This is a genomic window from Rhizobium sp. Leaf311 (genome assembly GCF_001423445.1).
Taxonomy (GTDB): domain Bacteria; phylum Pseudomonadota; class Alphaproteobacteria; order Rhizobiales; family Rhizobiaceae; genus Agrobacterium.
The window spans coordinates 29,151-42,192 of sequence record NZ_LMNZ01000021.1 but is presented as its reverse complement, the minus strand read 5'-3'; the positions used below and the strand labels follow the sequence as shown (position 1 = coordinate 42,192).

General features: G+C 57.7%; 11 protein-coding genes. 7 read left to right on the top strand and 4 right to left on the bottom strand.

Annotated elements, in window-relative coordinates; translation table 11 throughout:
- The first annotated feature begins 55 nt into the window (after positions 1-55).
- The gene (locus ASF69_RS19615) at positions 56-871 is read left to right on the top strand and encodes a lytic transglycosylase domain-containing protein (protein WP_062589959.1); all 816 of its coding nucleotides are present in this window, start codon (positions 56-58) and stop codon (positions 869-871) included.
- Between the two features lie 25 nt (positions 872-896).
- Here the strand turns inward: ASF69_RS19615 and ASF69_RS19610 are convergent, their stop codons facing one another.
- From ASF69_RS19610 to ASF69_RS19600, 3 genes are all read right to left on the bottom strand, one after another.
- Positions 897-1,538 carry a carbonic anhydrase gene (locus tag ASF69_RS19610; protein ID WP_062589958.1) on the bottom strand — a complete coding sequence of 214 codons (642 nt, stop codon included), beginning with the start codon at positions 1,536-1,538 and terminating at the stop codon, positions 897-899.
- A gap of 74 nt (positions 1,539-1,612) precedes the next feature.
- Positions 1,613-2,488 (bottom strand): pyridoxal kinase PdxY, encoded by an 876-nt coding sequence (pdxY, locus tag ASF69_RS19605; RefSeq protein WP_062589957.1) that lies wholly within the window; start codon positions 2,486-2,488, stop codon positions 1,613-1,615.
- 109 nt (positions 2,489-2,597) lie between these two features.
- The gene (locus ASF69_RS19600; RefSeq protein ID WP_062589956.1) at positions 2,598-3,245 is read right to left on the bottom strand and encodes a GntR family transcriptional regulator; all 648 of its coding nucleotides are present in this window, start codon (positions 3,243-3,245) and stop codon (positions 2,598-2,600) included.
- Positions 3,246-3,496: 251 nt separating this feature from the next.
- Here ASF69_RS19600 and ASF69_RS19595 point away from each other — a divergent pair, with 251 nt between their 5' ends.
- The 6 genes from ASF69_RS19595 (at position 3,497) to ASF69_RS19570 (ending at position 11,091) form a co-directional block, all read left to right on the top strand.
- Positions 3,497-4,738: an NRAMP family divalent metal transporter gene (locus tag ASF69_RS19595; protein ID WP_062589955.1), complete on the top strand. Its 1,242-nt coding sequence runs from the start codon at positions 3,497-3,499 to the stop codon at positions 4,736-4,738.
- 10 nt (positions 4,739-4,748) lie between these two features.
- Positions 4,749-5,525, top strand: coding sequence for a 5-oxoprolinase subunit PxpA (locus tag ASF69_RS19590; RefSeq protein ID WP_062589954.1), 777 nt, complete (start codon positions 4,749-4,751; stop codon positions 5,523-5,525).
- Positions 5,526-5,528: 3 nt separating this feature from the next.
- Positions 5,529-6,335, top strand: a complete 807-nt coding sequence (locus ASF69_RS19585; protein WP_062589953.1) for a putative hydro-lyase — start codon at positions 5,529-5,531, stop codon at positions 6,333-6,335.
- A 7-nt stretch (positions 6,336-6,342) separates the two neighbouring features.
- Entirely contained in the window at positions 6,343-7,962 is a 1,620-nt protein-coding gene (locus ASF69_RS19580) for a 5-oxoprolinase/urea amidolyase family protein (protein WP_062589952.1), read from the top strand.
- Positions 7,959-9,683, top strand: coding sequence for an acetyl/propionyl/methylcrotonyl-CoA carboxylase subunit alpha (locus ASF69_RS19575; RefSeq protein WP_062589951.1), 1,725 nt, complete (start codon positions 7,959-7,961; stop codon positions 9,681-9,683). The genes ASF69_RS19580 and ASF69_RS19575 overlap by 4 nt, the downstream gene beginning before the upstream one ends.
- A gap of 139 nt (positions 9,684-9,822) precedes the next feature.
- The gene (locus tag ASF69_RS19570; RefSeq protein ID WP_244475530.1) at positions 9,823-11,091 is read left to right on the top strand and encodes a glucoamylase family protein; all 1,269 of its coding nucleotides are present in this window, start codon (positions 9,823-9,825) and stop codon (positions 11,089-11,091) included.
- A gap of 17 nt (positions 11,092-11,108) precedes the next feature.
- On the opposite strand, the gene ASF69_RS19565 is transcribed toward ASF69_RS19570, so the two are convergent.
- Positions 11,109-13,007 (bottom strand): sugar phosphate isomerase/epimerase and 4-hydroxyphenylpyruvate domain-containing protein, encoded by a 1,899-nt coding sequence (locus ASF69_RS19565; RefSeq protein WP_062590181.1) that lies wholly within the window; start codon positions 13,005-13,007, stop codon positions 11,109-11,111.
- Positions 13,008-13,042 lie beyond the last annotated feature (35 nt).

Sequence of the window (13,042 nt, the reverse complement as noted above, 5' to 3'; positions counted from 1 at the left end):
CTGCGGTGTGGCGACAGGTCTGGGTATAATCCCAAAATATTGAAGGCAAATTCTCATGCGGGCAATGAAAGCTTTTTCCGTTGGCGTAGTATTGGCGACGGCGCTTGCGGCCTCACCGGTTCTGGCGGCGCAATGCGGCAATACATCAGCAGGCTTCAACGCCTGGGTCGGTGCGTTCAAACAGGAAGCTGCAGGGCGCGGCGTCAGCCCCTCCGTTCTCGACAAGGCTTTCTCGAATGTAACCTATAATCAGGCGACCATTCGGGCCGATCGTGGTCAGCACAGTTTCAAGCTCTCATTTGAGCAATTCATGCAAAAGCGCGGCGGTCAGGCGATCATCAGCCGTGGCAAGACAATGAAGAAGAACAACGCTTCGCTCTTTGCCAATATCGAACGCGCTTATGGTGTTCCTGCCGGCCCGCTTCTGGCAATCTGGGGCATGGAAACCGGCTTTGGCGGCTTCATGGGCAACCAGCATACGCTGTCTGCCGTCGCGACTCTGTCTTATGATTGCCGTCGTTCCGACTACTTTACCGAACAGCTCTATGCTGCCCTGAAGCTTGTCGGTAGCGGTAATCTCAGCACAACGGCAAAGGGTGCTGCCCATGGTGAAATCGGCCAGACCCAGTTCCTGCCGCTCAACGTGGTTCGTTATGGCGTCGATTTCGATCGCGACGGTCGTATAGACCTCGTCGGCTCACGTGCAGATGCATTGGCATCGACCGCAAACTTCCTCGTCGGTCACGGCTGGCAGCGCGGTGCGGGATATCAGCAAGGACAGGCAAACTTTGCGGCAATCCAGGGATGGAATGCAGCAAGTGTCTATCAACAGTCGATCGCCTTTATTGGCAAGGCAATCGACGGCCAATAGGTCAGCCGTCGATCGCTTTCAGAGTTCAGAAATCCGGGCGGCGAAAGTCGCCCGTTTTGCTGTCCATCACCCACAATTCGCCGGTCGAGATATCGAACCATGCGCCGTGCAGTTTTACCTTGCCGGCTGTCTCCTGCGCTTTCACAAAGGGAAAGCCGCGCAGGTTCTTGACCGAGTTGCGGATCGAGACGCGCTCCAGCGCAGTCTGGCGTTCGGACGCCGTCATTACATCGTTGCTCTGGATCTGCTCGGCGGACGATTTGACCAGATTCATCCACTTGCCGATGAAGTCACCGGGCGACAGGGGCTCGAGGTTGGGATCGAGTGCGGCCTGAATACCGCCGCAACGTCCATGACCCATAACAACGATATCTTTGACCTTCAGGACCTGAACGGCATATTCGATGGCGGCTGAGGTTGCGTGATACTGGCCATCCGGTTCAAAGGGCGGCACCATGTTGGCGACGTTTCTGACGACAAACAATTCGCCAGGGCCGCAGTCGAAAATGGTTTCCGGTGCTGATCTGGAGTCACAACAAGCAATGATGAGCGTTTGCGGCTTCTGCCCGGTGTCGGCAAGAACGCGGTATCTTTCTCGTTCATCGATATAACGGCCGCTCATGAAGTTCTTGTAGCCGTTGAGCAGGTAGTCTGGAAAATCTTTCATGATATCGCAGTACCATCGTCTTGGGGCCAGCCTCACCATCGAAGCCAGCGCGTTGAAACCCGTTTTTCGCTCCGCTATTTGCGCTTGCTTCGTGAAGGATGCAAGAGATGACGCATCTGAACCATTGCCATTGGTGTGGAAAGGCTGGATGCGTCGGTTTCCAGTGTCAGTTCGTTGACGCCGCGCTTCATCGTTCTGGCCAGAACTTCGAAGACGCTGGCTGTGGCCAGTTGCAGCGCTTTTTCATCACTGCAACCCTGAAGAAGGCGTGCGAGAAAAAGCGAGGCGAGAAGATCTCCCAGCCCATTGGGCACGTTCTCGATAGCGCGATGCTCGGCCAACAGGGCATGGCTTCCGCTCAGGAACAGGTTACCGATGCCGCCACTCATCATCGGAACGGACGATGTAACGAGCATCTTCGCAGGGCCAAGCGCCAGCGCCGCATCCATGATATCAGTGTTGGTTTCAAGCTCGGCGCCACTCATCCAGGCAAGCTCGTAGCGGTTGGGTGTCGCAACGGCTGCCAGTGGCAACAGTTCATCGCGAATGGCCTGTGCCGTTTCGGCGGGCACGTAAAGGCCGCCCTTGTCGCCCATGACGGGATCGCACAGATAGAGCAGGTCGGGGTTGCGTTCCTTCATTTCCCGAATGAGCTTTGCGACCGAGCGGACCTGTTCTGCGCTGCCGAAATAACCGGTCAGGATAGCGCGGACTTCTCCAGACCAACGGGATTGGGCAAGCTCCTGCATTGCCCTGTCGAAATCGCCATTGTCGAAGCGCAGGCGCGTTGACGGGCCGTGGCCGGGATGCCAGGGCAGGACAATCGTGGGAACGGCCCAGACCGGAAAACCGAGCGTCTCCAGCCCGAATACAGCGGCCCGGTTGCCAACGGAGCCACGCATGACGTGGCTTGAAATGACGATTACGGAGCCGTTGGTATTATCCTGCATGGCACACTCTTCGACTGGTCAGACGATGCTGCCTCAAGCAGCATCTTTTCCTGGCTCCTCATGGCACATCGGCTTTCAGCTTTCCACCAATAAGTAAGCGCGCCGGGGGCTACCTTGCTATGCGCTCCAATGCCTTCAAAACTGTCCGCTCCGACAGATTGAGGTAAAGCTCCATCTGGGACGCTGCTTCAACGACCTCGCCCTTTTCGACGAGCTCAAGAATTTGCGCATTCATGTCCACAAAGGGGGAGTGAAGCTGCTCTGGATCTTTCAGAAGTCCAAAGCTCAAGCGAAGTTCTGCCGCCACGCGTGCGTAGAAATCGCTCAATCGGCTGCTGTCGGAAAGATCGACCACGGCTGCATGAAACTTCATGTTGGCGCTGCCAACTTCGCGCCAGTCAGCCAGATCATGCTGTTTTCTGGCGTGCTCCACCGCCCCACGCATGACTGCTACCGCCGGGTGCTTGGGCCATGCCTGGCGCAGGGCACCGCATTCCAGCATTCGTCTGACGCGGTAAATATCGATGATGGAGTCAGTGCTGGGGACGGAAACGAAGACGCCGCGATTGGCTTCGTGTCGCAAAAGCCCGTCTTTGGTAAGAAGCCGGAACGCTTCACGCAGGGAATTGCGCGAAATATCCAGTCTTTCGCTGAAAGCCGCTTCTGAGAGCCGCTGCCCCGGCGCAAGTGCACCCGTGATCAGGAGGTCGCGAATATCTTTCGCCACACGATCCGCAAGCGGCAAAGGTTCGGTCATGGGTTTCTCTTCATCTGGCAATATCTGGCTTGAGGAAACGGAAAATCGGCTGTCTCCTGTGGGTTGCAATACCATAAATAATAGGCATGGCACGTAAAAATCCTGCTTATTTTCAACGCATTCGTCCCAAATATTGCTCAAAATGAAAGAACGATAAAATTTAATTGTTCAACAATATTGACAATTTTGTAGATGCGGACAAGATTTCAACCAATGCACCGCGAGGGGCGGTTGCAATAAGGAGAAAATCCATGGAGCAAACAAAAATTGCCCAGACTGTCGAGTTCGCCCGGTCAAGACGCGCGTCTCTCACAGCTGCCATCTTCCTGATGGCAACATCGGCCATCGGGCCTGGCTTTATCACGCAAACGGCTACCTTTACTGCCAAACTCGGTTCGGCCTTCGCCTTTGCAATCCTCGCCTCGATTGTCATCGATTTCGTGGTGCAGCTGAATATCTGGCGCATCGTCACCTTGACCCGCATGAGAGCGTCCGACATCGCCAACGCGGCGATCCCTGGCTCTGGCTATGTTCTCGCCGTTCTCGTCATCGTCGGCGGCCTGTTCTTCAACATCGGCAATATCGGCGGGTCCGGGCTTGGGCTGAACGCGATGCTCGGCCTTGATCCCAAGTGGGGCGGCGCGCTGAGCGCCCTTCTGGCCATCGGCATCTTCCTTTCCAAGCGCGCTGGCATGGCTGTCGACCGGTTCATCATCTTTGCCGGCGTTCTGATGATCGTGCTGACCATCTACGTTGCTTTTGCATCTGGTCCACCGGTTGGAGATGCGCTGTTCCAGACATTTCTCCCATCCACGATCGACTTCGCGACGATCACCACCATCGTCGGCGGGACCGTCGGTGGCTACATTACCTATTCCGGTGCCCATAGATTGCTCGACAAGGGAATGGTCGGCGTTGAAAATCTCGGTTCTGTAAACCGGGCAGCTCTGACAGGCATAGCGGTGACCGGCGTCATGCGTTACGTGCTGTTTCTCGCCATCCTCGGCGTTGTCGCAAGCGGCGTTGTCATCGACGTCTCGGGCAAGGGCGCAAACCCTGCGGCGCAGGCCTTCCAGGTTGCGGCTGGCGATATAGGTCTGAGAATATTCGGCGTCGTTCTCTGGGCTGCTGCCATCACATCCGTCATCGGTGCCGCTTATACCTCGGTGTCTTTCATCACCATCTTCAACAAGAATATCACCGAACGCGGCCGCAACATCGCCACCGTCATCTTCATCGCAGTATCGCTCTTCTTCTATATGGTCATCACCACGCCACCGGCTCAGATGCTTGTATTCGTTGGCGGACTCAACGGTCTCATCCTTCCAATCGGTCTGTCCATCTTCATTTATGCGGCCTGGGCGCGATCCGATCTGATGGAAGGCTATCGTTATCCCCGTTGGCTTCTTGTGCTTGGCGTTATCGCCTGCGCGCTCACGTGGTACATGGGCTACAAATCCATCGGTCCAATCTTCGCACTCTTGACGGCGTAAGGAGAAAAACATGGCCTCCATTGATCTGAACAGCGACCTTGGTGAAAGCTACGGTGCCTGGAGCATGGGTGACGATGGCGCAATGCTTTCCGTCGTTTCCAGCGCCAACATCGCCTGCGGATTTCACGCGGGTGACCCGGCGGGCATCTATCGCACCGTCAAGGCCGCCGTCGCCAATGGCGTGGTCATTGGAGCCCATGTTTCCTATCCGGATCGCGTCGGTTTTGGCCGGCGCGACATGGACGTCACCACGGATGAGTTGATCGCCGATGTGATTTACCAGATCGGTGCGCTGAAAGGCATCGCTTCGGCCGCAGGTGCGTCTGTCCGGTATGTCAAACCCCACGGCGCCCTTTACAACCGCATCGCCAATGACGCGAAGCAGGGCCAGGCCGTCATCGATGCGATCAAGGCCATCGATTCCTCTCTGGTTCTGATGGGGCTGGCCAACGCGCCCATTCTGGATCTGGCCCGCAGGTCCGGATTGTCGGTGGTGTCGGAAGCGTTTGCCGATCGTGCCTACACACCGCAGGGACAGCTGGTGTCCCGGCGAGAAGAGGGTGCCGTCCTGCATGATGCGGATGCGATTGCCGCGCGCATGGTTCAGCTTGCGCGTGAGGGAACACTGGAAGCCATCGACGGAAGCATCATCAAAATCGATGCGCAGTCCATCTGTGTTCATGGCGACAGCCCCGGTGCCGTCGCTATCGCAAAGCAGATCCGTCAGCGGTTCGAAGCTGAAGCCATCGCAATCCGTTCGTTTGCCGTTACGCAACAGGGAGTGTGAGGCATGAACCCAACATCCTTTCTGAGCCACACCGATGCATCTGCCGCACGCGACGCAAGGCAAAGCTATCGCGATGGCCTGGTTGCGCCGACCTCAGGCATCGCGCCCGGTTTTACCCAGGCGAACATGATTGTCCTGCCACGAGACTGGGCTTTCGATTTTCTGCTTTATGCGCAGCGCAATCCAAAGCCATGCCCGGTGCTGGACGTGTCCGATCCCGGTGTGCCGACGACCTTGCTTGCGCCGGGTGCAGATCTTCGCACCGATCTGCCTCTCTACAGAATCTGGAGAGATGGCAAGATGGTCGAGGAAACCGCTGACGCGACGGCTGCCTGGGCCGAGCGCGACGATCTCGTGGCATTCCTCATCGGTTGCAGCTTCACCTTCGAAACGCCGATGGTGGAGGCAGGTATCGAAATCCGCCACATGACGGATAAGCGCAATGTGCCGATGTATCTGACGAACCAGCCGTGCCGTCCGGCCGGTCGGTTACAGGGCAACATGGTCGTCTCCATGCGTCCCATCCAGGCGTCGCGGGTTGCGGATGCGGCAACGATCTCAGGACGGTTCCCTGCGGTTCACGGTTCTCCTGTCCACATTGGCTCGCCCGAGGAAATCGGGATTGCCGATCTGGCCAAACCGGATTTCGGAGATGCCGTGCGCATAGAGCCGGGTGAAGTCCCAGTGTTCTGGGCCTGCGGTGTCACGCCTCAGGCTGCGGTCATGGCATCCGGCGTTCCCTTCGCAATCACCCATTCGCCGGGACATATGTTCATCACTGACATCCCGGATTCGGCCTATCATGCGTGAGGACAGAATGCGCTTTCTCCCCGCAAGCCTCACAACCATTCTGGTAGAGCTTGCCGATCTCGATCAGACGCTTGCCCTGTTCGCATCTCTGGAAGCAAATCCCATCAAGGGCATTGAGGAGACGGTGCCGGCTGCCCGTACCTTGATGATCCGCTTCAGGCCGGCCGATATCAGCGCTGAAGATCTGGCTTGTGAAATCGCAACACGTGATCTGTCTGCCAAGATCGTGCCGTCGGACAAGCTGGTTGAAATTCCGGTTCGTTACGATGGCGAGGATCTCGCCGACGTTGCCGAACTGACGGGTCTGAGTGTCGAAGAGGTCATTCGTCGCCACACGGAGAGTGAGTTTACGGTCGCATTCTGTGGCTTCGCTCCCGGCTTCGGATATCTCGTCGGTGGCGATCCAGCCCTGCATGTGCCGCGCCGTCAAAGCCCGCGCACCCGTATTCCGGCCGGATCTGTTGCTCTCGCGGGTGCTTTCAGCGGCGTTTATCCACAAAACAGCCCCGGCGGTTGGCAGATACTGGGCACCACGCCTTTGAAAATGTGGGACATTGGACGGGACCCTGGCGCTATCTTGCAGCCCGGCTATCGCGTGCGGTTTTCCGACATGGAGACGTCCGGCAAAGAGGTCGAAGCGGCTGAGACCCCATCAATGGGCGCCGATGTCCGCTCGACCTCCAATTCCGCCCGCTTTGAAGTTCTGACAGCACCGATCCCGGCCATTTTTCAGGATCTGGGACGCTTCGGGCAGACCGGTCAGGGTGTGTCCGCGTCGGGGGCTCTCGACCGCTCCTCGTTCCACGCTGCCAATCGCATTGTCGGCAATCCCGTCAACACGGCCTGTCTGGAACTGACACTGGGCGGCTTTTCCTTCAAGAGCACGACTCGCGCCGTGATCGGCGTGGCAGGCGCGCCATGCGTCATCACGGTAGAAGGCGCATCCTGCAGCTTTGAGACTGGAACATACACTCCGATATCCCTCGAACCAGGCGATGTGGTCAAATTCGGAAATCCGGCTAAGGGTATGCGGAGCTATCTCGCAGTTCGCGGCGGCTTTGATGTCGCGCCGGTCTTGGGAAGCGCTGCGACGGATACTCTTGCCGTCGTCGGGCCTGAGGCTATCGTAGCGGGATCCGTGCTGGAGCTGCGCAATGACAAGAGCGGGCTTTCCTCCGTTTCAATCCATGAGCTCCCGGCATTCGATTTGCCCAGCTCTGGTGACACTGTGACACTCGACATTGTCTACGGTCCCCGGACGGACTGGTTCACGCAAAAAGGTGTCGAAACACTGACGAACCAGCTTTGGCAGGTCACACCCCAGTCGAGCCGCGTGGGCATTCGGCTGGCGGGTGATGAGCCACTGGAGCGCAGGGACAGTGCAGAACTCCCAAGCGAAGGCACCGCGACCGGCGCGATCCAGATTCCCCATAGCGGGCAGCCAGTTCTTTTCCTCGCGGACCATCCGCTGACTGGTGGATATCCCGTCGTGGGCGCTGTTGCCGAGTATCATCTTGATCTCGCGGGCCAGATACCCATCAACGCCAAGATACAGTTTCGCCCGCTTGGGCCCTTCGCAGAGATTGCTGCGACCAGGAAAACAAAAATATCGGGAGAGCAGCCATGAAGAAAGTACTGATTGCCAATCGCGGTGAGATTGCGGTGCGCATCATCCGCGCCTGTCGCGATTATGGTATCGGATCCGTGGCGGTCTACGCCGACCCCGATCAGGATGCCGTCTTCGTTCGGCTCGCCGATGAGGCCTATGCGCTGGAAGGCGTTAGACCCGCAGACACCTATCTGAACATCGAAAAGCTGATTGCCATTGCCCGCCGCTCCGGTGCCGACGCGGTTCACCCCGGCTATGGCTTTTTGTCGGAGCGGGCTGAATTCGCTCAGGCCGTCATCGATGCAGGACTGATATGGATCGGCCCTGATCCTGAGGTGATCAGGATATTGGGTGACAAGGTCGAGGCACGCCGCATTGCAACCAGTGTCGGCGCCCCGCTTGTCGCAGGCAGCGACGGTCCGGTTGCGACCGCAGCCGAGGTCGTCGCATTCGCAGAGCAACACGGCCTGCCGGTTGCCATCAAGGCCGCACATGGCGGTGGCGGACGTGGCATCAAGGTTGCCTGGAAACTTGATGAGATTGCCGATCTCTACGATTCCGCCGTTCGTGAAGCGACGGCAGCCTTCGGGCGCGGCGAATGCTTCCTGGAGCGGTTTCTGGATCGCCCACGTCACATCGAAGCGCAGGTCATAGCCGACAAGCATGGCAATGTGGTCGTGCTTGGAACCCGCGATTGTTCACTGCAGCGCCGCAACCAGAAACTGATCGAAGAGGCGCCCGCGCCGTTCTTGAGCGTCGAGCAGCGACAGAAGATCCACGAAGCTGCGAAGGCAATATGCACCGCAGCCAAATATTCAGGCGCCGGAACGGTCGAGTTCCTGCTGGGAGTAGATGGCACCATTTCCTTCCTGGAGGTCAATACACGTCTTCAGGTGGAGCATCCTGTCACGGAAGAAACGACGGGCATCGATCTTGTCATCGAGCAGTTCCGCGTCGCAGAGGGCCATGCATTGCGCGTGACCGAGACCCCGGAGCCCCGTGGTCACTCGATGGAATTTCGTATCAATGCCGAAGATCCCGGTCGTGGCTTCCTGCCGACACCGGGCGCGATCTCGCTCTTCGAGCCCCCGTCTGGACCCGGCATCCGGCTCGACAGCGGCGTGGTCACGGGGTCGATCATTCCCGGTGTTTTCGACTCGCTCATGGCGAAACTCATCGTGACCGGAGCGGACCGTGAGCAGGTTTTGCGCCGCGCTCGCCGTGCGCTGAAGGAATTCAAGATCGAAGGCATCGCCACTGTTCTTCCCTTTCATCGTGCCGCAATCGACTCTCCCGATTTTACGGCTGAGGACGGCTTCAAGGTTCATACGCGCTGGATCGAGACCGATTTTGCCGACATCCCGGAAGCAATGGAGCGGCCCACTCCGGTTGACGATGCCACGATGATCCGCACATGGCTGGAAATCGATGGCAAACGGACAAGTGTCGGCCTGCCCCACCTTCTGCTGGCTGGACTAGGCGGGGTTGGGACAGATCGGCCTGCGGCTCCGACGTCTTCGACATCAAAGGAAGACGGCATCATGGCCCCGGTTTCAGGCACCTTGCAATCATTCAAGGTGGCCGATGGCGACGAGGTGTCGCAAGGCGATCTCGTCGCGGTGATGGAAGCCATGAAGATGGAAACGCAACTCATCGCGCCGAAATCCGGCACGGTGCGGTTACGGGTAAAAGAAGGTGATTACCTTCAGTCCGGTGACGTGGTTGTCATCTTTGAATGACCGCGCTTGGCTGATCGGCAGGAGGCGAATTGACGCTTCCTGTCGATCCTGGCCAAGCTTCCATTTTGCCCCATAGCTGCCCTAATGTGCTGATGTAGTCGGTGATACGCACTGTATCGTAACGAGACCGGACAGCATTTTGGATACCAGGGTTACGGCATTCGGCCAGAGCATTCGGTCGCCAGATAAAGCGGTACCGGACGATGTGGACGACATCCACCACCGGACATTTGAATATTTCTGGCTCGGTAGCCATCCGGTATCTGGACTGGTGCGCGACCGTCTGAGAGCCGACGGGACGCCGATCAACGAGATCGCCTCCATTTCCGGCACCGGTTTCGGCTTTCTGGCTATCATCGTCGGTGCCGAGAGAGGTTGGATCACACGTGACCAGGCTTTGGAACGTGTGACGACAATGGTCCACAGCTTGCGAAAGGCGAAGCGATTCCACGGTGCCTTTGCGCATTTCGTGGATGCGGTTACCAGCAAGGTCATTCCATTCGGTCCGAAGGACGATGGCGGTGATCTGGTGGAAACAGCACTTCTGTTGCAGGGGCTGATCTGCGCCCGCGAGTATTTCTCCGGGCTGACGCTGGCCGAAACCAGGTTCCGCAACCTCGCCCACGATCTTGTAACCGCGGTGGAATGGGACTGGTACACACAAGGGTCGGATGGTCCATTGTGGTGGCATTGGAGCCCGAAATACCGATGGTGCTTCGATATTGCCATCAGCGGCTGGAACGAGGCGCTGGTTTGCTACATCCTCGCAGCAGGTTCGCAGAACCATTCCATCAATGCCATCAACTATCATCAAGGTTGGGCGCGCTCAGGGGCAATGGTCAACGGTAACAGCTATATGGGCACAGTCCTGCCTCTGGGCGAGCCATTTGGTGGCCCGCTGTTTCTCTCGCAATATTCCTTCTGCGGACTGGACCCGAGGGGCCTGTCAGACCGCTATTGTCACTATCAGGAGCAGGTGGAAGCGCATACGCGCATCAATCACGATTATTGCCTGTCGAAATTTCCCGGGCAGGATTTCTGGGGCATGACAGCCAGCGATGGCCCGAACGGATATCGCGTTCATTCGCCTGTCAACGATGACGGTGTTATTGCACCCACCGCTGCCCTATCTGCTTTTCCGGTGATGCCCGACGAGGCAATCCGGGCAATACGGGCATTTGCTGATTATCAGGTTGGCAAGCTCATCGGTCGCTATGGCTTTGTGGATGCCTTTGCGCCCGGGTCGAACTGGATTGCAGACACGCATCTGGCCATAGATCAGGGGCCTATCGTAGCGATGATGGAAAATTATCGCTCCGGTATTCTATGGAGGCTGTTCATGAACGCGCCGGAAGTCCGCCGGGGTCTGGACCACCTTGGCTTCCGGCACGAGACCAGAGAGAACTAACTCCGAGCGCTATCCTCTTAATCCCGAGGCATTCCTGCCGGGCGAGACATTCGTCTTTGCGCGCCGATGCGGAATGGGGCATTCATCGCACCGTAGCCATTATATTGGCCCCGCCGTTCCACGATTTCGAAGAAGAAGCCTTCGCCAAAGGTCTGGCTGTAAATCTGGAAATATTCGCCATTCTCATCGCGATCATACAGAATGCTCGATGCGCGCAGCGCATCTGACAATTCCGGTTCCAGTCCGAAACGGGCTTCAAGATCATCGTAATAGTTTCGCGAAATCGGCAAAGGCTGAAAACCGCAGGCATGAAGCTGCTTTGCGGTCGCAAAAATATCATCGGTGGAGAAAGCAATATGCTGGATGCTGGTGCCGAAGCCCTCAGCCAGGAACTTGCCGGCAAAGGTCTTGCGGTTGTCTGCGCCGTTCATGGTCAGGCGGAAATCAGGCTTGGGAAGGCTTTCTATTGCCTGGCTGCGGACAAGCCCGCCTGGCTCCACCACATCGACCATGGATGTCCGCCGCATCGAAAATATCGACGTATAGAACAACAGCCATGTCAGCATTTCGTCATAGCGCGTCGTCTGGGCGAGATGGTCTATTCTGGTCAAACCGGCATCGGCGCGGCTGGAACCTTCGACGGGCACGAATTCCTTTTCCCAGATGTCTGAAAGGGCCGGAGAGCCGTCAAGAAAGTAGATGACGCCGTTTCCGACACCCTGAATGGCCGGGATAGACGCCTCGCCGCTTTTTCTAGGTTCAAGAAATGTGGTCGCGCCAAGGGCCGCAGCACGCTCCAAGGCTGCAGCCGCGTCTTTGACGCCAAGCCCGAAAGCATAGGCATTCGTGCCGTGGACCGAATAGGAAGCGCCCGCGAAACTGTCTCCAGTGCTGTCGGTATTGATGACGATGCGGATATCGCCCTGTGTGTACAAATCGACTTCGCGGTTGCAGTGGCGTGCGGCCTTGCTGAAACCGAGCGAGCCCAGCAATGTTTCCAGCTGCTCCTTTTCCGATGGTCCGGTGGTAAACTCGACAAATTCGACGCCCGAAGTTTCCACGGGGTCTGGCATGTGCGGCGCCGCAATACGGATATCCGGCTCCAGTCGGCCCACCTTGTCCATGAGGTTGATCAGGGACCGATGGCCATCTTCTGCCAGAAGACGGGCCGAGCCGCCGCGGAACTGGTCGTTGAAAATCTCCAGCGAAAGCGGTCCACAATAGCCCGTCGCTGCAACGGCCCGCATGAACTCCACCACGGGTAGATCGCCTTCACCCGGCATGTTGCGGAAGTGACGGCTCCAATAAAGAAGATCCATGTCGAAGAGAGGGGCATCGGCTAGCTGGACGATGAAAATCTTGTCGCCGGGAATGGAGCGGATCGAGTTGGGATCGATCTTGCGCGAAAGCGTGTGGAAACTGTCCAGGATAATGCCGACATTGGCGTGATCTGCACGACGCACCACTTCCCACGCATCGCGGTGGTCGCTGATATGCCGACCCCATGCCAGCGCCTCATAGCCGACACGCAGTCCGTGGCGCGCAGCACGCTCGCCGAGCTCATGAAAATCATTTGCGGCCCTGTCGATTCCGCCAAGCGAAATCGGCGAGACGTTGGAGCAGATCAGCATCAGATCTGTGCCGAGCTCGCCCATAATGTCGAATTTGCGCTCTGCTCTTTCGAAAGCCCGCTGCCGATGCTGGTCGGGCATTCCTTCGAAATCTCGGAATGGCTGAAACAATGTTATTTCCAGCCCGTGGTCACGAACCATGGCGCGGACCTCGCGCGGTGAGGCGTCGTAGGTCAGGAAATCATTCTCGAAGATTTCGACACCGGCAAAGCCCGCCTTGGCGATTGCGGCCAGCTTTTCGGGGAATTCTCCGCTGATGGAAACTGTTGCGATGGAAGTCCGCATCGGCAGCTTTTGCTTCTCCGTGCCAGAGGTGACCA